Annotated in this window: 20 protein-coding genes and 2 tRNA genes; 13 read left to right on the top strand and 9 right to left on the bottom strand. The window is 42.7% G+C overall.

Annotated elements, in window-relative coordinates; translation table 11 throughout:
* Positions 1 to 60 precede the first annotated feature (60 nt).
* From ACSLUR_RS03615 to ACSLUR_RS03600, 4 genes are all read right to left on the bottom strand, one after another.
* Positions 61 to 441, bottom strand: a complete 381-nt coding sequence (locus tag ACSLUR_RS03615) for a DUF1289 domain-containing protein (protein ID WP_448551882.1) — start codon at positions 439 to 441, stop codon at positions 61 to 63.
* A 130-nt stretch (positions 442 to 571) separates the two neighbouring features.
* Positions 572 to 2,128, bottom strand: coding sequence for a SulP family inorganic anion transporter (locus ACSLUR_RS03610; protein WP_448551879.1), 1,557 nt, complete (start codon positions 2,126 to 2,128; stop codon positions 572 to 574).
* Between the two features lie 287 nt (positions 2,129 to 2,415).
* Entirely contained in the window at positions 2,416 to 3,084 is a 669-nt protein-coding gene (locus ACSLUR_RS03605) for a GntR family transcriptional regulator (protein ID WP_448551877.1), read from the bottom strand.
* Between the two features lie 163 nt (positions 3,085 to 3,247).
* Positions 3,248 to 4,834: a sensor histidine kinase gene (locus ACSLUR_RS03600; protein ID WP_448551875.1), complete on the bottom strand. Its 1,587-nt coding sequence runs from the start codon at positions 4,832 to 4,834 to the stop codon at positions 3,248 to 3,250.
* 281 nt (positions 4,835 to 5,115) lie between these two features.
* On the opposite strand from ACSLUR_RS03600, the gene ACSLUR_RS03595 reads away from it, so the two are divergent.
* The 4 genes from ACSLUR_RS03595 (at position 5,116) to ACSLUR_RS03580 (ending at position 9,131) form a co-directional block, all read left to right on the top strand.
* Complete coding sequence (locus tag ACSLUR_RS03595; protein ID WP_448551873.1) at positions 5,116 to 6,648, top strand: DNA-3-methyladenine glycosylase 2 family protein; 1,533 nt, start codon at positions 5,116 to 5,118, stop codon at positions 6,646 to 6,648.
* A 92-nt stretch (positions 6,649 to 6,740) separates the two neighbouring features.
* Positions 6,741 to 7,220: a methylated-DNA--[protein]-cysteine S-methyltransferase gene (locus tag ACSLUR_RS03590; RefSeq protein WP_448551871.1), complete on the top strand. Its 480-nt coding sequence runs from the start codon at positions 6,741 to 6,743 to the stop codon at positions 7,218 to 7,220.
* A 168-nt stretch (positions 7,221 to 7,388) separates the two neighbouring features.
* Positions 7,389 to 8,639, top strand: coding sequence for an NADH:flavin oxidoreductase/NADH oxidase family protein (locus ACSLUR_RS03585; protein ID WP_448551869.1), 1,251 nt, complete (start codon positions 7,389 to 7,391; stop codon positions 8,637 to 8,639).
* 90 nt (positions 8,640 to 8,729) lie between these two features.
* Entirely contained in the window at positions 8,730 to 9,131 is a 402-nt protein-coding gene (locus tag ACSLUR_RS03580; RefSeq protein ID WP_448551867.1) for a hypothetical protein, read from the top strand.
* Positions 9,132 to 9,222: 91 nt separating this feature from the next.
* Here ACSLUR_RS03580 and trmB read toward each other — a convergent pair whose 3' ends face one another.
* The 3 genes from trmB to ACSLUR_RS03565 form a co-directional block, all read right to left on the bottom strand.
* Positions 9,223 to 9,945 carry a tRNA (guanosine(46)-N7)-methyltransferase TrmB gene (gene trmB / locus ACSLUR_RS03575; RefSeq protein WP_448551865.1) on the bottom strand — a complete coding sequence of 241 codons (723 nt, stop codon included), beginning with the start codon at positions 9,943 to 9,945 and terminating at the stop codon, positions 9,223 to 9,225.
* Between the two features lie 103 nt (positions 9,946 to 10,048).
* The gene (locus ACSLUR_RS03570) at positions 10,049 to 10,606 is read right to left on the bottom strand and encodes a GNAT family N-acetyltransferase (protein WP_448551863.1); all 558 of its coding nucleotides are present in this window, start codon (positions 10,604 to 10,606) and stop codon (positions 10,049 to 10,051) included.
* A 137-nt stretch (positions 10,607 to 10,743) separates the two neighbouring features.
* Positions 10,744 to 11,154 (bottom strand): 50S ribosome-binding protein YggL, encoded by a 411-nt coding sequence (locus tag ACSLUR_RS03565; protein WP_448551861.1) that lies wholly within the window; start codon positions 11,152 to 11,154, stop codon positions 10,744 to 10,746.
* 111 nt (positions 11,155 to 11,265) lie between these two features.
* On the opposite strand from ACSLUR_RS03565, the gene mutY reads away from it, so the two are divergent.
* The 6 genes from mutY (at position 11,266) to ACSLUR_RS03535 (ending at position 14,139) form a co-directional block, all read left to right on the top strand.
* Complete coding sequence (mutY, locus tag ACSLUR_RS03560; RefSeq protein ID WP_448551859.1) at positions 11,266 to 12,351, top strand: A/G-specific adenine glycosylase; 1,086 nt, start codon at positions 11,266 to 11,268, stop codon at positions 12,349 to 12,351.
* A gap of 62 nt (positions 12,352 to 12,413) precedes the next feature.
* Positions 12,414 to 13,007: an HD domain-containing protein gene (locus ACSLUR_RS03555; protein WP_448551857.1), complete on the top strand. Its 594-nt coding sequence runs from the start codon at positions 12,414 to 12,416 to the stop codon at positions 13,005 to 13,007.
* A 112-nt stretch (positions 13,008 to 13,119) separates the two neighbouring features.
* Positions 13,120 to 13,395, top strand: a complete 276-nt coding sequence (locus ACSLUR_RS03550) for an oxidative damage protection protein (protein WP_448551855.1) — start codon at positions 13,120 to 13,122, stop codon at positions 13,393 to 13,395.
* A 28-nt stretch (positions 13,396 to 13,423) separates the two neighbouring features.
* Positions 13,424 to 13,714 carry a TMEM165/GDT1 family protein gene (locus ACSLUR_RS03545; RefSeq protein WP_220347625.1) on the top strand — a complete coding sequence of 97 codons (291 nt, stop codon included), beginning with the start codon at positions 13,424 to 13,426 and terminating at the stop codon, positions 13,712 to 13,714.
* A 186-nt stretch (positions 13,715 to 13,900) separates the two neighbouring features.
* Positions 13,901 to 13,976: transfer RNA gene (locus ACSLUR_RS03540), tRNA-Phe, on the top strand.
* 87 nt (positions 13,977 to 14,063) lie between these two features.
* Positions 14,064 to 14,139 (top strand) — tRNA-Thr (locus tag ACSLUR_RS03535).
* Between the two features lie 79 nt (positions 14,140 to 14,218).
* Here the strand turns inward: ACSLUR_RS03535 and ACSLUR_RS03530 are convergent.
* Entirely contained in the window at positions 14,219 to 14,809 is a 591-nt protein-coding gene (locus ACSLUR_RS03530; protein ID WP_448551853.1) for a LysE family translocator, read from the bottom strand.
* Positions 14,810 to 14,934: 125 nt separating this feature from the next.
* Between ACSLUR_RS03530 and ACSLUR_RS03525 the strand changes: the two genes are divergently transcribed.
* Positions 14,935 to 15,795 carry a LysR family transcriptional regulator gene (locus tag ACSLUR_RS03525; RefSeq protein ID WP_448551851.1) on the top strand — a complete coding sequence of 287 codons (861 nt, stop codon included), beginning with the start codon at positions 14,935 to 14,937 and terminating at the stop codon, positions 15,793 to 15,795.
* 435 nt (positions 15,796 to 16,230) lie between these two features.
* Positions 16,231 to 17,799 carry an ATP-binding cassette domain-containing protein gene (locus tag ACSLUR_RS03520; RefSeq protein ID WP_448551849.1) on the top strand — a complete coding sequence of 523 codons (1,569 nt, stop codon included), beginning with the start codon at positions 16,231 to 16,233 and terminating at the stop codon, positions 17,797 to 17,799.
* Between the two features lie 94 nt (positions 17,800 to 17,893).
* Here the strand turns inward: ACSLUR_RS03520 and ACSLUR_RS03515 are convergent, their stop codons facing one another.
* Entirely contained in the window at positions 17,894 to 18,811 is a 918-nt protein-coding gene (locus ACSLUR_RS03515) for a LysR substrate-binding domain-containing protein (RefSeq protein WP_448551847.1), read from the bottom strand.
* A gap of 470 nt (positions 18,812 to 19,281) precedes the next feature.
* Between ACSLUR_RS03515 and ACSLUR_RS03510 the strand changes: the two genes are divergently transcribed.
* Complete coding sequence (locus tag ACSLUR_RS03510) at positions 19,282 to 21,693, top strand: TonB-dependent receptor (RefSeq protein ID WP_448551845.1); 2,412 nt, start codon at positions 19,282 to 19,284, stop codon at positions 21,691 to 21,693.
* The last annotated feature ends 27 nt before the right edge of the window (positions 21,694 to 21,720 follow it).

Below are 21,720 nucleotides of genomic sequence, written 5' to 3'. Positions count from 1 at the left end.
GCAGAATGGCAAAGCTGGCTGATAAAACTGATTAGTAAAGTTTATTAGTAAAGCTGAAAACTAAAGTTCAAAATCACCAAAGTCCATCTCATCGTTTGACGAAGTGGTAGTTTTAGCTGTGCTTTTGGGTGTGGGATCAAGTAAGGATGGTTGAATGACTTGCTCTGCTATTTGTTCTTGTGATGCTTGAGGTGAAGACTCTGCTGAGCTGTTTTGCACTGAAACATTTTGTACTGTGTTGCTTGGCGCTAGCTTAGCTTTATCTTTGCGTTTCTTACGTTGCACACAGCGCTTAATGACTTTTTGCTTATCGTCGGAGGATAAAGTAATCCACTGCTGTCGTTCTTCGCGAGTGCGAAAACAACCCAAGCAGTGCCCTTTTTCGTCTGATTGGCAAACACCAATACAAGGGCTAGGAACGTCAAAAAACTCTAATTGCATACTTTCTCTACATTATCTGATGTAGCAAAATTAGATGGAGCAGATAAGCCACTATACCTGCCTAACATCTCGTATTTAGGCAAGTATAGCAAGCTAAAGCGCTGCACTATGTCAGCGCTCAACCAACTTATTAGGCAAGTTTGTCGGTTGCAATGTGATAATCAGGATCTTCAATCACATTCACTTCAACCAAGTCGCCTGCTTTTTCTAATAGCTGCTTACACTCAGAGCTTAAGTGCACTAAATGCATAGTTTTACCACGAGCAATATAGCGCTCGGCTAAAGTATCAATCGCTTCAATCGCAGAGTGGTCAGCAACACGAGAGTTTTTAAATTCAACAATAACGTCGTTTGAATCATTTTCCATATCAAACTGATCAAGGAAGCTAGATACAGAACCAAAGAATAACGGACCATTAACTTCGTAAACTGTTGAACCTTGATTGTTAACAGAGCGTTTAACGTTAACGTGTTTAGCATGCTCCCAAGCAAAGACTAATGCTGAGACAATAACACCAACAATTACCGCGACTGCTAAGTCAGTAGCAACCGTAACACCAGATACTAGTACGATAACAAAAGCATCAGCCTTTGGTACTTTGCGCATTATGCGGAAGCTTGACCATTCAAAAGTACCAATGACGACAATAAACATGACACCAACTAGCGCCGCCAATGGAATTTGTTCAATTAAGCTAGATGCAAATAAGATAATACCAAGCAAGCCAAGTGCAGCCGTGATACCTGAAGCTCGGCCACGACCACCAGAGTTCACGTTAATCATTGATTGTCCGATCATGGCACAACCACCCATGGCACCGAAAAAGCCGTTTACAGTATTTGATGCACCTTGCGCGATACACTCTTTGTTACCACGACCACGAGTACCTGTTAGCTCGTCAATCAGCGTTAGCGTTAGTAGTGATTCAATTAGGCCGATAGCAGCAAGTACTAACGCAAATGGGAAGATAATTCGCAATGTTTCAAAGGTAAATGGTACTTCTGGAATCGCAAATTGCGGTAAGCCACCGGCAATTGTTGCTGCTGGGTCGTTAGTCATATCACGAACGTAATCAACAACTGTGCGAGCATCTAAATCTAGGCTTTGCGCCAATAAAGTCACCACAATAATCGCGACTAATGATGATGGCACTGCTTTCGTTAGCTTAGGTAAGAAGTGAATAATAGCCATTGTTAACGCAATTAAACCCGCCATTGTGGCTAACTGATTACCTTGCATCCAAACGAAAATACCTTCTTCATTTGCCACTTTAAATTGACCAAGTTGAGCAAGGAAAATAACAATCGCCAAACCGTTAACAAAGCCCAGCATCACTGGGTGTGGCACTAAGCGAATAAACTTACCAAGTTTGAATATACCAGCGAGTATTTGCAGTATGCCGGTGAGCACTACGGTCGCGAATAGGTATTGTACGCCATGCAAAGCAACAAGGCTTACCATCACTACTGCCATGGCACCTGTTGCCCCCGAAATCATACCTGGGCGGCCACCAAAAATTGAAGTGATAAGTCCCACCATAAAGGCAGCATAAAGGCCGACTAACGGCTCAACACCAGCAACAAAGGCAAATGCAACTGCCTCTGGCACCAATGCCAATGCCACGGTCAAACCTGATAGAACATCATTTTTCAGGCTTGAAACCTTACTCGCATGAATTTCAAACATCGTATTCTCGTGTAAAAAGTTAGTGAAAATGTGATTAGCAATGGCTTGCTATGACTTGCAATAACCACTTGAGTTATGGCTAACAAAAGTAGTCAAAAACCAGCAAAATCGCCATATTCTGGTTGGCGGGCAACCATAAAGCATTGGCGGTTAAAACTTGAATTACTGGTCGTTTTAAGGGCGAGAATACTATAGATTTGTATGAAAAATGTCAATCACAGCCCAAGTTAGTAATTACCAACAAACACATTGGTAAAAACGGCCAAGGCAATGTTATTTATAACGTTTTACTTACTGCCTTTTTCGCGAGCGAGTAAGAAGGCTTTGATTTCATCGCGAGAACCCAAGATGTGCTGTTTCAATACCGCAACGGCACCTTCCACATTACCTGCCTGACATAAGCCCAAAATATCATTGTGCTCAGACTCAGCTTTAGAAATCCCTCCTGCCCAAAGCAAATGCATACGAATGTAGCGATCAGCATTTTTATTTAACGTATCTACTAAGTCTTGGGTTTGTGGTCTGTCGGCCGCTGAATATAAGCAATTGTGGTAATCGGAATTAAGCTGGCTCCAAGTATTGGCTGCATTTTCTTTCCCTAACGCGTTTTCCAGTTTGTCCAATAACACTTTCGCTTCTCGCAAGTCTTCTTCTGACAAGTTTGGAATCGATGCGGCCAGTAAATCTGCTTCAAGCATTGCTCTAAGTTCAAATAACTCATCAACTTGGTCAACGTTTAATTCAGTTGCAGTTGCACCTTTGTGCGGTTCAAAAGCGACTAGTCCTTCTGCTTCTAATTGCAATAAGGCTTCGCGCACGGGAATACGGCTAACATTTAGTTCTTCGGCAAGCGCTGCTTGGCGTAACGGCTGGCCCGCGGTAATTTCACCACTTAGAATTTTTTCTCGAATGGTCTCTACTACAAGTTGCGTCCTTGTCTTGTATACGATTGCCATGTTGAATTTCCTTTCTTATTTATTGTTATTAGTGTGGAAAATAGTGTGAAGTCGTTAATGAGCACGGTGCGTTTATGTATTAGTAAACGATGTCTTAGTATACAATTGTACCTGTCATTAATAATGATAGCTTGAACAACCTTGAAGCTGACATTGCAGAAATTTAGGCCATAGACTCTTTAAACACAGCCTTTTCAACGTACTCAACTGGTACTTTAACCTTGAAGCAACATCCAGCGTCTACATCTGGGCAAGTTATTGTGCCGCCCAGTTTAGAGTGCACTAAGTTAAACACAATATTTAAGCCTAGCCCCGAACCACCTTGACCACGTTTAGTAGTAACGAATGGGTCAAAAATAGTTTTCTTTAATTCAGCATCAATGCCGTGACCGTTGTCTTGATAAAGCATGGTGAGATAACCGTTGCTCTCAGAGAACTTAATCGAAATTTCACCCTCGTCACGCCCTTCAAAACCATGAATATGGGAGTTCATTAAAAAGTTCGTCAGAATTTGGTTCCACGCACTGGGGAAAGTCACAAATTCAAAGTCTTTATCTAAATCGATATGAATGTTGTATTTCTTGCGCTTAAACATGGTTTTCACTGTGTTCACCACATCATTAACATGTTGCGCTAAATTAATTTTGTGCTCTGGATCTGTATGTTGTTCCACCGCCACCGATTTAAAGCCACGGATCAGTTCAACAGACTTATTCAAACTACGCTCAATAATTTGCTGGTATTCAGTTAAAAGATCTAACGTGTCTGACAATTGCGACTTGGTTAGCTCTTGATCATCAACTGCCTTTTTCAATGCATCGACTTTTTCTTTCAACGCTGTAATTGAAGTCACACAGATACCGAGCGGTGTATTCACCTCATGTGCCACCCCAGCGACCAATTGACCAAGTGATGCCATTTTTTCTGACTGCACTAATTGGTCTTTAGCTAAGGTTAAGTCATCGAGTGATTGCTGAAGCTGGGCATTACTCTCTTGCAGCTTAGCAGTGCGGTCAAACACCTTAACTTCTAATTCACCATTTAAACTAAGCAAAGCATTTTCTGCTTCTTCAAGTTTAACAATATCTTGTTTGATGCGCAGACGCATGGTGTTAATGGCATCGACCAGAATGTCGAGTTCGTCTTTATTTCTGCGGCGACCATCGAGCCTCAAGCTAACGTCTAAATTGTCAGTTGCAAGCTGCTGAGCATAGTCAGTTATACGATAGATATGGCGGGCAACAAGCCAGTGTCCCACCAACATAATAACGAAGGTAACAATAAAAATTTTAATGGTTTCAGTGGCGATAATAACACCCGCTTTTTGCCATAAGCGCTGATATATATCTTCATAATTGGCGTACACTTCTAAAACACCAATTTCATTCTCACCGTAATTTATTTGATAGTTGCGATATAGCTCTTTAACTATTGCGCCTTCATCCCCTACTTCATAACTACTGCCTAAATCAGTAATCACTTTCACGTAAGAAATATCTGGCAGGTCAGCAATACCTTTGATTTGCTGCTCCATCAACGACTTATTAAAGTCCCACAAACTGGTCGCCATGGAGGGAATATAGCTGGTTTCAATATTATTGAAGCGCTGTTCGAGTCGATCTAGGGAATCGTTGTAATCGGAATAAAGCTGAATGGTGGTAGAGACTAGCGACAAAATTACACTGCACAGTAGAATATAGCCGAGTACGCGTCGACTTAATCTATTGTCATAGTAAAACATGTCACTCATTGGCATTCCATACGCTCGAAAAAGGACTCGCAGCTTGCACGTATTTTATTTAATGGCACGGCAAAGCATACAGATTAAACACCTTTTATAGCGAGTTTGAAAAACTTGTCAATAAAATCCCGACTTTTGCTCGATTAATTAACAATTTAGCAACAACTACATAATGAGCTGTGTAACTATTGCCCAGCCTGTTTACATATCGCAACAGGTAAACCAGATTCGGGCGTTGAATCGTGGTATAAGTTGAACGTTAATGCTGAATAGATGGCCGATTTCCGCCAGTGCAATTTTGTTTTTTTGATACACTGAACAAAACACAAGTTGCAGACCAAATCACTATGCTTTGCTTGGACAATGTTTCTTCACCTGACAACAGCTTAAGCTGCGAATCTGAACTAAACCCTGATGTTTGTCAGCGGGCTAGGTTAAGCAAAGACGCCCGATTCGATGGTAAATTTTATACTGCAGTACTAACCACAGGCATTTTTTGCCGCCCCATTTGCCCAGCACGCGCGCCTAAAGAAGAAAATGTTCGTTATTTTCACACCGCAGTTCAAGCGCAAAACGCGGGTTACATGCCGTGTAAGCGCTGTTTGCCAGAATTAGCGCCTGCGCAAAAGCTCGCCCCAGCAATTCAGCAGCTAGCAGATGCTATTGAAGAAGGATTATCACTGAGCGAGCTAGCAACACGTTTTGCCATTTCAGAGCGCCAAGCAAGGCGGTTATTTTCACAGCATTTTGGCTTGCCACCGAGTAAGTATGCCCAGCATCAAAAGCTACTAAAGGCCCGACAACTGCTCACGGGCACTAACTTACCGATAGCTGATGTCTGCTTTGCTGCTGGCTTTACCAGTATTCGACGATTCAACGAGGCGGTAAAAGCTACGTATCAAGAAACGCCTCAACAAGTGCGTAATCGACTAAGTAAAAAGCTACAAGGAAACGAGATTTCCGTACTGCTCAGTTACCGCCCCCCTTTTGATTGGCAGGCTATGCTTGAATTTTTCAGGCTTCGGCAACTACCCGGTATCGAAATTGTTGGCGAGCAAACCTATCAGCGAAGTGTTTTACTCGGCCACGTGGCTGGCTGGATAAGCGTAACAGATGTTGCTAATAAGCATGCATTAAAACTGACAGTCGCGCTTGATGATTTATCCGTGCTCGATCAAGTAATTGCGAAAGTGCGAAAGTTATTTGATTTAGACGCAGATATGGATGCAATTCACCAACACCTAGCTTGTGATCAGCTGTTGGCAAAACAAATTGAGCAAAACCCAGGAATTCGCCTGCCTGGCTGCTGGGACATTTTCGAGTTCTCTATTCGCGCTATTCTCGGTCAACAAATTTCCGTTAAAGCAGCTACTACCTATGCGGGCCGTATTGCTGAAAAATACGGGCAACCACTATCGATAAACCACCCCGAGTTGAATAAGTGCTTCCCATCGGTTAATGATCTTAAAACGGCTGACTTCGGCCAACTTGGCTTAACGCAATCTCGCATTGACACACTTATTCGCTGGGTTGAGTTTTATCAACAAAACGAAGCATTATTTACCGATTACCAATCGCTTGATGAGCTGACCAAAACACTGGTGGAGCTCAAAGGTATTGGTCCATGGACAGTAAACTACCTTGCAATGCGCGGTTTAAGTGATCCTAATGCCTTCCCTGCCAGTGACCTTGGAGTCATCAAGGCTCTCACAGTTGAAGATAATAAGCCCAATGTGAAGCAAATATTGGCACGCGCCGAGCAATGGCAACCTTGGCGAGCATATGCCACGTTATACCTTTGGCTATCGCTCAAAGCGCAATAATCTGTATAACTAAAAAATGACTAAAACCAATTACTAAAGCAGTTACTAAAGCAGTTACTAAAGCAAAAACGACTAAAATCAGGATTAGCGCTATGTACCACACTATTTACCACTCACCGCTAGGTGAGATAGCAATCACCGCCAATGATGACGGCATCACTGCACTCGCCTTTCAGCAAGGTGCTGCGCCGATACAGTTTGCCGAAAACTCAGCACAAAGCGATAAGCATTTTAGCGAAGTTACGCAACAATTAACCGAGTACTTTGCAGGGCAAAGAACACAATTTGATTTAACACTCGCCCCACAAGGCACACCATTTCAACAAACGGTATGGCAAGCACTCACCGAAATTCCTTTTGGCCAAACCGTCAGTTACGGCTGGTTAGCAAAAAGCATTAATAATGAAAAAGCGGTGCGAGCAGTTGGCACAGCAAATGGTGCAAACCCAATTGCGTTGATTATTCCTTGTCATCGCGTGATTGGTGCTAACAAAAAGCTAACGGGTTACGCTGGTGGTTTAGCATTAAAGGCGAAACTGTTAATGCATGAACAAGCTGACTTTAAACCTTAGCCTTTAAACTCTGGCCTTTAAACTCTGGCCTTTGAACCCTGGCCTTTGAACCCTGGCCTTTAAAATACGGCTCCAAAATCTAGCTCAAAGCATAAAACTGCTAGGCATTTTGCGTAAACTGGTTATTATTTAGCAATCCATAATGATAACAATAACGTAACTACCTAAATGAAATCTCCCAATACTTCGCCCATCTATTCGCCGCTTGAGCTCAGCAGTGGCATTCAAGTGAAAAATCGTTTAGTAAAAGCCGCGATGGAAGAGAACATGGCGACCGATAATCAACTGCCGAGCACTGAATTAATGCGCCTATACAGCACTTGGGCACAAGGTGGTGTTGGTATGATTATTACGGGTAATGTAATGGTTGATCATCTTGCCATGACAGGGCCTGGTGGCGTAGCGCTGGAAGCAGAAACCGACTTAACTGCCTTTCGTACTTGGGCACAAGCGGCAAAACACGGCGATACCAAAGTGGTAATGCAGATCAATCACCCAGGTAGACAAGTCTTCAAAAATTTAGGCGGTAAAGCGATTTCACCATCAGACATCGCAATGGACATGGGTAAGCACAGTCATATGTTCCCTAAACCAACACCAATGAGCGAAGATGATATTCAAGACGTTATCAACCGCTTTGCAATTACCGCCCAGCGTGCGCAACAAGCTGGGTTTGACGGTGTTGAAATTCACGCGGCTCATGGTTACTTGCTCAGCCAATTCTTATCACCACTCACCAACAAGCGAAACGACCGTTGGGGCGGCAGCATTGAAAATCGCGCCCGTATTTTGGTTGAAACCGTTAAACTCATCAAAGCCAATGTAGAAGAACATTTTATTGTGTCGGTAAAACTCAACTCAGCCGATTTCCAACGAGGCGGTTTTGATGTTGATGACGCTGAGCAAGTGCTTGAAATGTTGGCTCCCTACAATCTGGACTTTATCGAAGTATCAGGTGGAAGCTATGAAGCTCCTGCTATGCAAGGGCGCAGTGCGGATGAAAGAACTCTTGCACGCGAGGCTTACTTTTTGTCATTTGCGAGCCAACTAGCAGCTAAGGCTACAATGCCGATTATGGTGACAGGTGGCGTTAAACGCCTTGCCGTCGCAGAACAAGCACTGGCTGAAAATATTCAGCTAATTGGCATGGCAACCGCATTGGCGATGACGCCACAACTGCCAAATAAGTGGCAAAAGCAACCGGATTACGTCAGCCCATTACCCGTGGTTAACTGGAAAGACAAAACCCTAAGTGGCTTAGCAACAATGGCGATTGTTAAACAACAGCTGAAACGTTTAGGCCAAGGTAAGAAGCCGAATCTATATCCTTCGGCACTGTGCTGCCTTGTTAAAGATCAGCTCAATAAAGCCAAGCTAACCAAACGTTATCGCAAGCAATATCAACAAGAGTTGTCTTAAGGTTCTGGAGAACCACGCCTTATGTTTTGGACAATATACTGCTAGTATGCGCGCTATATTATTCGCAGTGATTAACACAGAGTAGTTGCAGTGGAAATTTTAGCATTAGCCGCAACCTTATTGCTTATTTGGATGGCTTGGCAACTTTACCGAGCCAAACGCTTTAATCGCTTTAAACGCGAGATCATGACATCGCTAAAGCCAAAAGTATTAGCGCACCTTGAACAAAGGCTAATTGAAGAGCGCAGCGAACTCACGCCCAATAATCAAGCCCATATCGACGCCAGCCAATATTATTGGGGACAATACCCTAGCCGGGTATTACAAGCGGCGCTTCATTGGCAAATTATTGATGACGATTGGTTAGTGCAAACCGGTAACAAGCGCTACAGTCAGCATTTATTTTTCGTTGAACAAGACAAGCTCGCAGAATTTACCGAGCGACTGACCAGTGAAGTAATAGAAGTTAATGAAGAGGAAGAAGCACGTTAAATCTTAGGATGTAGTGCCAATAAAATAGACTCATAAAAAAAGCAGAGCTAAATTTATAGCTCTGCTTTTTGTTTTAAGTGGTTTTATATTATTACAGTTTCTTAAACTGAATATCCCAAACGCCATGGCCTAAACGCTGCCCACGGTTTTCAAACTTAGTCAGCGGGCGATTATCTGGACGAGGCACATAGTCATTGGTTGCAGACAAGTTTTCATAGCCTGGCGCACTTTGCATATCTTCTAACATGCACTCAGCATAGTTTTCCCAGTCAGTAGCCATATGGAAAACGCCACCAACTTTTAGCTTTTGGCGAATAGTTTCAACAAACTCAGGTTTTACAATGCGGCGCTTATGGTGCTTTTTCTTGTGCCAAGGATCAGGGAAAAACAACTGTACTGTTGTTAAGCTGTTATCTGGAATACAGTCAGCTAAAATTTCAATCGCGTCGTGCTCGTATACTTTTAGGTTATTGGCTTCTTGCTCTACAGCCAGTCCAATACAAGCACCAACACCTGGGCGATGAACCTCAACACCAATGTAATTTAGTTCTGGTGCGTTCTTAGCCATTTCAACCAATGACTTGCCCATACCAAAGCCAATTTCCAACACGACTGGGTTGTCGTTGCCAAAGACTTGGGCGTAATCGAGCATACCGTCTTGATGATCTAAGCCCATGTCTTGCCAGTGGTTATCCAACGCGTGCGCCTGACCTTTAGTTAAGCGTCCTTCACGTTTAACAAAGCTACGTACCGTACGAATGTACTTACCTTCCTGCTTTGCTTGTTCAATGGTTTTGTGGGTTCTTTCTGTCATCGAAAATCATCTTAGCGGTTAAAATGGCGGCGTATTATCTTATGTTAGCAGCTTAAACTCAAGAAAGAGTCGCGAGAAGCCAAAATGTAATATCTACTAGCCTCTACACAAGGGCGTGTTTATTTTTCAGAGGGATTTGAAAGGTCAGTAACGCTTGCCAATCGCCATTGACCTTCAAGAACTTAGGCTCAACACTCACAAGCTGACCACCCGCCTTTTCAGCAACACGTATACTGGCAGCATTCTGTTCTAAACATGCAATATTCAAGTAGCTAACTTTGTGTTTGGCGAGTAAATGAGTCATGTAGCGGATAACTTGGCTAATAATGCCTCTTCCTTGGCTGTCGCTGCTTAACCAATAGCCCACTTCTGCCAATTGTTTGTCAGCATCGATAAATTTAATCCCGAAAACACCACAGATTTGCTGATTATCAAGAATTTTCAGCCAAGTAGCTGATGGTAAGCCACTATTCACACGCTCAAGAATATAACGTTCGGTTGATGCAACATCGGTTACATCACTTACCCAATAAAGATATTTGGCTAAGTTAGCGCGATTTTTCTGGATAAGGGTAAATAGCGGTGAGGCGTCTTCAGCGGTTAATGGCAGCAGCGCCAGTTGTTCGGTTATTTGATGAGGAGAAAGTAACGCTTGTGTCAAATTTAGTCTTCCCTGTGCTTTTTACCTTATGCTTTATCTAGTGCATTTTCCTAGCTCTTTTTCCGTTGGCTTAAACATAAGCTAAAACAAAAGCTTAGACTAAAGCTAAAACCGGTTGTTAACGTGGTTTGGTGGAGCTATCCCCACCAAACATCGTAAAGCGCTGATACCGAAACAGCTACTGCACCTTTATCTTTTAACCAGCTTTCAACCGCTTGGCGATCTTCCTCTGTGCACTTACCAATGTCCATTGTGCAAATTAAACCATGCCACAAAGTATCACCTTCTCCGCCAAAACCTAAACCACGAGGCTCAATCACCTGCACGATAAAGTCATCGACAAACGTATCAACCTGCTCTTCGCTGGCATCTGCCGCTAATTGCCATGCAACATCAAATCCTAGCTCTTGGAATTCATCAACACGTAATTTTTTTCTTAATCGGCGGCTGCGATTTTTTGCTTCAGCTTTCATTTCTGTATGTCCATTAAAGTAAGCGTAAATAAAATTTCTGGCATGAGCATAGAGTGAATAGGTATCATCAGACAAGGTTTTGCACCAACTTTTTACTGATCTTTTCTATGCTTTGCGTTGTAAGCCTTTGTTAACCCTTTTTATCAGCTTTTTTCCAGTGTCAGTTTTCGCTACACTGTCGCCGCTATGACAGATCAAATCACTATATCCGCCCAGTCAGCCAAAGCATTTGGTAACGACATTCTTACTTGGTATCACAAAGAGGGTAGAAAACATCTACCTTGGCAGCAGAATAAAACGCCCTATCGCGTTTGGATTTCTGAGATCATGCTGCAACAAACCCAAGTCGCCACTGTTATCCCCTATTACGAACGATTTATGGCGAGCTTTCCTGATGTGAAATCACTAGCGCAAGCTGATGAAGATAATGTGCTGCATCACTGGACGGGGCTTGGCTACTACGCGCGTGCGCGAAATTTACACAAAGCTGCCAAGCATATTGTTGCTCAGCACGGCGGCGAGTTTCCAACCGAGATTGAACAGGTGATCGCCCTACCCGGTATAGGTCGCTCTACAGCGGGAGCAATACTCAGTTTATCGCTTGGCCAGCACCACCCGATTTTAGACGGCAACGTGAAACGTGTTTTAGCGCGCTGTTATTTAGTAGAAGGTCACAACGCCCAAGCCAAGTACGAAAGAACCCTTTGGCCAATTGCGGAAAAGCTGACACCAGCTGATGGCGTGCAGTTTTTTAATCAAGCTATGATGGATATGGGTGCTACCATTTGCACACGTAGCAAACCTAAATGTGATGTTTGCCCAGTCGAGCAAGTTTGCCTAGCCAATGCCACTGGCGAGCAAGCGAACTTTCCGCAAAAAAAGCCAAAGAAAGAAACACCTGTTAAACAATGCGTGATGATTATTCCCAAAGTTGGCGAGCAAGTGCTTCTGGAAAAAAGGCCACCGTCAGGCATTTGGGGTGGCCTCTGGTGCTTTTTAGAAACTGACTGCCAAAGCCAAATTCCAGCAACGCTCGATAAGCTTGGCTTAAATAGTATAAAAACAACAAAGCTGACTGAGTTTAGACACACCTTTAGTCACTTTCATTTAGATATAACGCCCGTACTCGTTGACTGTGAATACGCTCAAAGCAACACCGTAAATGAACCAAATACACACGCTTGGCTAACTATTTCACAAGAAACAGCACTCGGTTTTGCTGCTTCTACCGTAAAAATATTAGGTGAAATAAAAGAATTAGAGGCTATTTAACGTTAGCTAACACTAAGCACTTTTACCCAAAATGACCACCACATTTCATTGATGGAGCCGTAATGGAAGCACTATCTCAACAACTCGATTTCATTTTAGAGTTAGATAAATTAAAAGCGGTTTATCGCCGCGCCCTGATCAAAACCGATAACAATCGTTTTGAAAACAGTGCCGAACACAGTTGGCACATTGCCCTAACGGCACACGTATTAGCACCTTATGCGGAAGGTAAAGTAGACATCTCACGCGTAACACTGATGTTGCTGCTACACGATATTGTAGAAATTGATGCCGGCGACACCTTTGCCTTTGATGAAAAAGCAATACTCGCCGAGCAGTCGGATAAAGAAATTGCTGCTGCCAATCGTATTTTTGGCCTATTACCTGACACGCAAAAAGAATACTTCACAGCGCTGTGGCATGAGTTTGAACAAGCAAAAACACCTGACGCTAGTTTTGCTAAAGCAATGGATCGTATTTTACCGCTTATTCAAAATATGAAGAATGATGGTGGCAGTTGGGCACAGAACAAGGTTTACAAGCAGCAAGTTATCAATCGCAATAAGCACTTGGAAACATCAGCCCCTAAACTTTGGGCCTATGTTTTAGAGCAGATAGGCATCGCCACGACTAACGGTTGGTTGCTCGAAGAATAATTGAATTAAAGCACCCTTGATCTAAAGAAACAAGACAATGAATAGCTGGATCATTTTCTAGCTGGCTACTTATACGTATAATCAGAACCAATTTTTTAAGACGAGAACAATCATGAGCAGAACAGTATTTTGCCAAAACCTACAAAAAGAAGCCGAAGGTTTAGACTTTCAACTATATCCTGGTGAAGTTGGTAAGCGTATTTTCGATAATATAAGTAAAGAAGCTTGGGGTAACTGGCAGAAAAAACAAACCATGCTAATCAACGAGAAAAAGATGAACATGATGAACCCTGATGATCGCGCTTTTCTAGAACAAGCTATGGTGGGTTACTTATTCGAAGGCAAAGAGCCTGAAATTGAAGGTTACGTACCGGTCAACAAGTCTTAGTCACTAACTAAAGAACGTTAACCAAGTAATGGACAGTTTTTTTAGTATCGACTGGCGCGTATTTTTCACAATCTTTGCATCTGTGTTTATTGCCGAGTTGGGTGATAAAACCCAGCTCGCCACTATGTTGTTTGCAGCAGATAAAGAAATCAGTAAATGGATGGTTTTTGCCGCCGCGTCAGCTGCCTTAATTGTGGCTTCCGCCGTTGGCGTAATCGCAGGCACTTTTTTATCTGCTTATATAAGTGAAAAAGTATTAGCTTACATTGCAGGTGTTGGCTTTATAACTATCGGGATTTGGACTATTTACAGCGCTTAATTCCGATATTTGTACACTAAATAGCGACAACGTGTAAAAAACCAGCAAACAAATAATTATTTAAAAAAAGTAGTTGACCTGAATTAGTAAAAGAAGTTTAATAGCGCCCGTCTTCAAGGCACGGCCAAAAAGACGATAGTTAGATAACTTAATCGGTAGAGTTACTTACTAAAATTAATTACCGAAGCCCAGATAGCTCAGTCGGTAGAGCAGGGGATTGAAAATCCCCGTGTCGGTGGTTCGATTCCGCCTCTGGGCACCATATTTTGAAATAGCGAATGTTTATAAATATAAGTTTCGATATTTCGGTGCCAAGATAAACTTATGTTTATCGCACACAGTTTTGTGTGCCGACTTAGCTCAGTTGGTAGAGCAACTGACTTGTAATCAGTAGGTCGCCAGTTCGACTCCGGCAGTCGGCACCATTCATCAGATAAGCCTCAACTTCGGTTGAGGCTTTTTTGTTTCTGTACCTTGTCGTAGTAGCTAATTAAACCAAGCATATCAATCGAACAACAACCCTACCCCAAGAATGCAAAGGGTTCCGCCCATTACTCTGTTAAAGAGTTGCATGTGGCTTACAGATACAAGCCAAGACTTAATCTTTTTCCCCATCAATGCCCAGCCCCCTATGCCAATAAAACAAATAACAAAGTAAATAGTTAGAAACTGAAAAAGCCTTAACTCAGAAGTGTAAACATCAAAGGCAGCGCAACCCGCTAAACAGGCCATCCATGCTTTGGGGTTAAACCATTGCATCAACCAGCCTTGAGAAAAAGAAGGGATTGAAGAACAGTCGTTTGTTTCACTGATACCTCCTGTATCAGTAAATACTTTGTAGCCTATATAAATAAAGTAACCACACCCTACATACTTTAGAGTCGCCATTAACAGTGGAAAGCCTTCAATTGCAGCCCCTAAGCCAATACCAATCAAAAACAGCAGTGCGATAAAGCCAACGGTTGCCCCAACAACAAACTTTAATGAGTTTAAAAAACCAAAATTTAACCCACTGGTTAGTGCCACAAAGTTCACTGGCCCAGGGCTTATCGACATAGATAAAGAAAATACTGCCATAGAAACTAGCATCGACATAACAAACCTCCCTCTTTTATAAAGTCTCTATTCTTGCTCATTGCCGAAAGTTTTATTAGTTGCTTTAATTTGATTTGATAATTCTAAAATTTGGAACAATTGCTTTGATTAATGAATTAAAGGCCATGGCAATTTTTGCAGAAGTTGTGAAATGTGGCTCATTTAGAGAAGCTGCAAAAAAACTTTCGTTATCGCCATCTGTGGTCAGCTATCACATATCCCAACTAGAACAAAAAACGGGTAGCGCCTTGCTTTATCGGTCAACAAGAAAGCTTACCTTGAGTAATGAAGGTGAAGCTTTCTACCAACAAGTTCAAAAGATGCTTGAAGCGGCAAACAAAGGCATAGATTTATTATCGGAAAAACAGAAAGAACCATCGGGCACTGTCAAAGTGTCGCTACCAACTGCTCTGAGTAAATCACCAATTAGCGAAGCAATTGCTCAATTTGCCCTTAAATACCCGAAAGTGACACTTGAACTAAATTATTCAGATACAAACAGCGACATTATTGATGAGCGCACCGATCTCACCATTAGAGCGGGTAAGGTTGCAGATAATGACTTTAAATCAACGAGTTTAGGCTCTTTGGAACGAGTACTAGTATGCGCCCCGACGTTTTATCGACAGCACATACCCGCTCAAAACCCAGGTGACTTAAATACGTGGGCTTGGCTAAAATTATCTCAACTACCAAACAAGCGGCTATTTTTAAAAGGAAATAGCAGAAAAGAAGTCGCATTTACTAGCCAGATTACGTTGAACAGCGTTGAAGCTATCTACCAGTTTTGCGTCAATGGCAATGGTCTCGCGGTATTAGCAAAACCACAAGTAGAAAACGATATAAAGAGCGGAAAACTCATTAACGTACTCCCCGAATGGCAAGTTGAACCTTTACCTCTATATGCCTTATGGCCGAAGAATATTAATAAAAATAGCGCGACTAAAAAGTTGATAGAAGCTCTTAAAGACAGTGCTGACAGCTAGCTGTTCAAAAACAACGATTAACAGTTCTAGCAGTTGAGCACACTGTCACTTGACTAAAAAACAATCAAAGCGTTAACATAACACCAACTTACCTTTTGGAGTTTACGCCATCATGAACAACTAAGTCTGTTATCCATATTTCATTTTATTTTTGGATTTACAGGGTTAGTCGGCGTAGCTTACTTACCAATACTAGCGGCACTCGTTACCTCTAGGCTCACTCAGCCTAAATACATAAATCAGCAAAACTAATACGAAAGTCAGAGCTTAGTTTTAGGAATAAGTTTTTACGCCTAATTTTACGTTTAGTTTTCAAGTAATATGCCGCTGTGACTGCCTGCATAAGCTTTTCTTCATAAATCGTTATGCAATAAAAGTTGTTCGCTAAGCCGTCTGCCCTATTGATTTCAACTGATATTATTTAGGAGGCAGATTATGCCCGTATTTCAGGCTTACAATATCTCGTATCAATTTGATAACGGCAATATTCTTTTTAAAAGTTTATCTTGCTCGTTAACCCAGCAGGGAGTTGGTTTGGTTGGTAGAAACGGCGTTGGCAAATCACTATTTGCATCAATCATCAGCGGTGAGCAAATGCCATCAACAGGCACAGTAACTCCGCCAAATTCATATGCAGTTTATCGCCAACAAGCTAGCGAGTTACTTGGTAGTGAGCTCTCGATTGCCCAGTACTTGGGGGTTAGCGAAATGCTCACAGCGATCAATAACATTGAATCAGGCGATTGTGATGATAAGTGGTTTGAAATAGTTGATGAGCAATGGCATTTACCTGCCCTACTTCAAGAACAACTTGCGATTTTGGGCTTACCAGAAGATCTTAATTTTCCCTGTGCAAAACTTAGCGGCGGTCAACTAGCACGTTTGCAGCTATGGCAGTTATTTAAAAGCAATGTGCAATTGCTGATACTTGATGAGCCTTCAAATCACCTTGATGAAAGCGCGAAGCAATGGCTGATAAATGCGATTGAAAACTATACTGGCAACATTTTACTGATCAGCCACGATCGTGCACTGCTGCGTGAAATGAATGAAATTTGGGAACTTTCAAGTACAGGGTTAAGTGTTTATGGCGGCAATTATGATTTTTATGCTGAGCAAAAACAAACAGAACAGCTAGCCATAGAGCGACAATTAGCGCAGTTAAACAAGGCGCAGAAAAAACTTGTAACACAAGCGCAGTTAAACCAAGAAAAAGCAGAACAGCGAGCAGCGCAAGGAAACCGCCTGCGAAAAGGAGGCAGCCAATCAAAAATACTGCTCGACTTCAAAAAAGGTAAGGCAAGTGCAAGTAACGCTAGCCGCAATAAAAGCGCACAAGTTCGCCAGCAGCAACTGCAAACACAAACACAAGAGCTATCCCAAAAGCACGAACAAGTCAGCCGACAAAAGCTGTATATTGCAGATCAGCAAAGTAATGCGAAAAAAGCTATTTCGGTAATTGATGGCGTATTGCCCTTCGGCAATATACAACCTATTTCTTTAAAAGTTTTTGCCAATAACAAGCTTCACCTCAAAGGCAATAACGGCTCAGGTAAGTCGACATTATTAAAAGCTATTTTAGGAGAAATTGCGCTAAGCTACGGGGAGCTAATGGTCAATACGCCAGTGTGCTACCTAGACCAACACTTTGGCGTTATCCAAGAGAAGCTATCTATACTAGCGAACATGATGACGCTGTGTGATGGCATGACAGAAACTGATGCTAGAACCTTACTTGCTGGCATTGGCTTTCGTCGTGATGCTGTCTATCGACTTGGTAAGCAACTTAGCGGCGGTGAAAAAATGAAGCTTGCAGTGTTAGTCATTAGCCATCAAGCCCATCAACCTTTTTTACTGCTTGATGAGCCAGATAACCACCTCGATTTAGCGTCAAAACAACTGCTAGCAAAAGCCTTACTCGAGTACCGTAGCGGGTTCATATTGATCAGCCACGACCGTGATTTTGCACAAGAATCTGGGGTTAACTGTGAATATCAATTATGAGCACCATTTGTAAGCTTTGCTGCGTGGGGCTGACTGTGCTTTTAACAACAAAGTGCCTCCCCTCTCAAAATACTTTTCGGCAATAAGAAAAGCACTAACTCTCAATATTGCCGAAATAATGTTTTAGTGCTGCCAGTGCTGCTTGCACTTTATAGGTGTATTTTTTATCACGAGTAAGAGCGTAAACATTGTGTTTTTCGATTTGCCAATCAGGTAGTAACGGCACAAGCTCGCCGTTATCAAGCAAATGCTGAATTTCTAAAGTAGGCAACTGAGCAATACCTAGCCCTTCCTGTACATGGCTGATTAACGCATTAAGGTCATTAAACACATAACGTAAGGCTGGTTTAAAGCTCGCTGGAGCCGATTTAGCATGGTGTAAAACTACCTGATTCAACACCCCTTTCGCTTCAATTTCACCTAGGCCTAACCAAGTGTGATCGCCCAACTCTCGCGGCGTGACTGGGTTACCATGCTGTTGCAGGTATTTAGGGCTAGCGCAGATAACTTTAGTCGCTTTACCAAGTTGGTGATAAATATAGCTAGAGTCTTTCGCCTCTCCGCAATCAATTACAATATCAATACGTTCATCAATTAGATCAACGGTTTCGTCACTGGCGATCAGCGATAGCTTTAACTCCTTGTGCTCTTTAAACAAGGGAGCAAGTGCTCGTGCTGCGGGTTTGGCTGCCAAGCCTACGGGTAAGGCGATACGAAGCTCACCGCTAATCGCGCTTCGGCTCTGGTGAATCACTTCTTCCGCTTGTTCAGCTGCGGCAAGCATTTTCTTACTTTGTAGGTAAAACTTTTCACCGGCTTCTGACACATTGATACGGCGAGTAGAACGATACAGCAAAGTTACGTCAAGCTCACTTTCTAGCTGATTAATAAATTGGCTTACCGCCGGTGGGCTTATACCCAACTTAGCTGCTGCTTCACGCATAGAGCCAGCTTCCACCACATGGCAAAAAACACCCATCAATTTTAGACGATTAAGTAAATGTGAATTCATATCATTCGCAACATCAATTAAGTTTAACTTAACAATGATATAAGTAATCACCGTCTATTTAAAGCTTAAGCTTACTTCTATAATGCCCGCGATTTTTCCTACCTCTCATCACAAAAGCTTTTAGCCAAGTGAAATAAGCTAAGCAGAAGCTATTTGGCTTCTTTATTTAATCAACTAACCAAATGGTTAAATGATTATTAAAAACTTAAATAGGTAGATACGAATCATTAGCATCTACATTTTTACAAGCAATTGTGTTTTATCAAAAAGCACCCTACCGCTTGTAAGTGAGAGGAAGGTACTAGCGCAAAGTCTCCTTCAAATGTTTGTTTAAGCCGCCTTAATAAGTGCTCGCGACACGTTAAGTAGATGTGAAAAACACTAAAAATATTAAAAACACGAATAAAAGACCAATTGAACTCTCTATTAGAAACTCAATTGAACTCTCTACTGAAGACAAGGGAAAACAGATGAACCGTTTTAAGTTATCGCCGTTAGTAATCGCGATGATGGCATTAGGCACAAACGCCAATGCCGAAGCACCAGCCGACAAAAATATGGAACGCATTAGCGTATATGGTCAGCACAATGAGCTTATCCTAAACTCTGGTACTGCCACTAAGTCAGATATGGATTTAATCGAAATTCCAGCGGCCATTGTGGTGGTAAGCAAAGAGCTTATCGATCAACAAGGCGCAACTGACCTACAAGAGATACTAAACAATATCAGTGGTTTAAACCAAGCAGGCAACAACTATGGTATTGGTGATAACTTAGTGATTCGCGGTTTAGGCGTTAGTTACACTTACGACGGTATGTACGCTGGTGGTGGTTTAGGCAACAGCTACAACCCTACCCGCTCAATGACAAACGTAGAGAGCATTGAAGTATTAAAAGGCCCTGCAACTGGGCTATACGGTATTGGCGCTGCTGGCGGCATTATCAACCTAGTAGAGAAAAAGCCACAGCGTGAAGCTGCATACCACCTGCGCGCCAGTGCTGGCAGCTGGGACAGCCAACAAGTGATGTTTGACGCAACAGGCCCAGTGACAGATCACTTAGCCTACCGTTTAGTGGGTAACTACGAAAAAAGTGACGGCTACCGCGGCTTAAGCGATGAGCGCACCGAGCTTTACTCTACGTTCTTATTAGACAACATCGACAATCACGCACTAACGTTATCAGCCGCGTATATTGATGACAGCGTACAAATTGATTCAATTGGTCATCCGGTTAGAATTTTAAACCACGACAGCATCAACGGTAGTCCGAACGATTGGACGGCACTAGTCAACGATAGTGATGCCGATGGCGACGGTGTACTTGGTATTCAGTTAACTGACGCTCAGCGCCAACAATTGGCTGATTCAATTGTTGCAACTGATGGCTTCCAGCCATTCGATTTAGGCAACGGTGCGTTAATCTCGCCATTATCGTCACCAAATAAAGGTGAAGAGCTGCGCGTTAAATTAAAGTCTGAGTGGCAAATTAATGACGAAACTCGTTTAATCCAACAACTACAATACCGTGATTACGAGTCGCAATTTGTTCGTCAAACCGGTGCATTTAACTATGTTTACTGGAATCGTAGCGGTGAAATCAATGCCAACCCGCGTGCTCCGCTAGTAATTGACGATGTGCTTTACCCATACGCTGCGCGCCGCCAAGAATACCGTCGCCAATACTCAGACGAGCAATCACTGCAATACTTTGCTGACTTACAAATCAAGTGGCAGTGGTTAGGCATGGATGGTGAGCACTTAATCAGTGCCAACTATGAAGATCGTGATATGAGCGTGAAATCATGGTCAATCTACGATGCTGATGGTACTTCAGCTGAAAACGCTGTGCCTTACATTTTGGATATCAGAAACCCTAACTGGCCGACAGGCTCGTTTGATGACTACGCGCCATCTTTACGTTCAAACTACGACAAGAACGTGAAATCTGCTGGCATTAGCATTCAGGAAGTTATCTACTTTACTGATAGCCTAACGGGTCGCTTTGGTGGTGCTTACACAGAGCTGGAGCAAACTTACCAACACAAAGGTACAGATCGTTCACCACTGGCAACCGAGGAAGCAGATACAGACGATAGTGGTTTCACTTACAACCTAGGTTTGAATTACCGTATTACGCCTGAAATTGCGGTATTTGCTAACGCCTCAAAAGGTCGTACGGCGTACAGTATTTTAGGTAGTGTTTCGAGCTCTGAAACCGATAACCGCCCAGACTCTGAATCTGAATCAATTGACTTAGGTGTGCGTTTTACTGCGCTTAACGAAGAGTTAATTGGCTCTGTAGTTTGGTTCGACACGCGTCGTACGAACTTGCGTTACAACAACCCATTGTTTAACGACAATCCAAACGATGCTGAATTTAACATTGACGTGCCACAGTACTTCTACAACGACGAAGACAAAACCCGTGGTGTTGAGTTCGACTTAAACTTAGCGATTAGCGAAACCTTCTCAATGAATGCTAACGCGACATATCAAGACGCTGAGTTAATTCGTAACAGTAACCGTGGTACAAGCACCCCAGTATCTGGCCCAGTGAAAGGTATTCCTGAAAAGTTTGCCAGTGTTTGGGCGAACTACCGCGATCAATTATTAGGTTTGCCGGGTGAGTTAAACGCCAGCCTAGGCCTAACTTATGAAGATGAGCGCAGTGTTAACTCAACCGGCTTTGGCTTACCTGTATCGGCACTAAGTAGCTACAGCGTTTGGGATGCCGCATTCGGTTACGAACACAAAAACTGGCAAGTAAAAGTTAACCTAAACAACATTTTCGACAAAACCTACTACTCGAAAGCAATGTTCTTAGGCGGACTACCGGGTGAAGGTCGCAACGCGAAAGTCACCTTCGACTACAACTTCTAACACTCGTTTTAGTAGACGTTTATACAA

Source organism: Thalassotalea montiporae (genome assembly GCF_053485855.1).
Note: the sequence above shows the minus strand (reverse complement) of the source record. Positions and strands in the feature narration are given on the sequence as shown.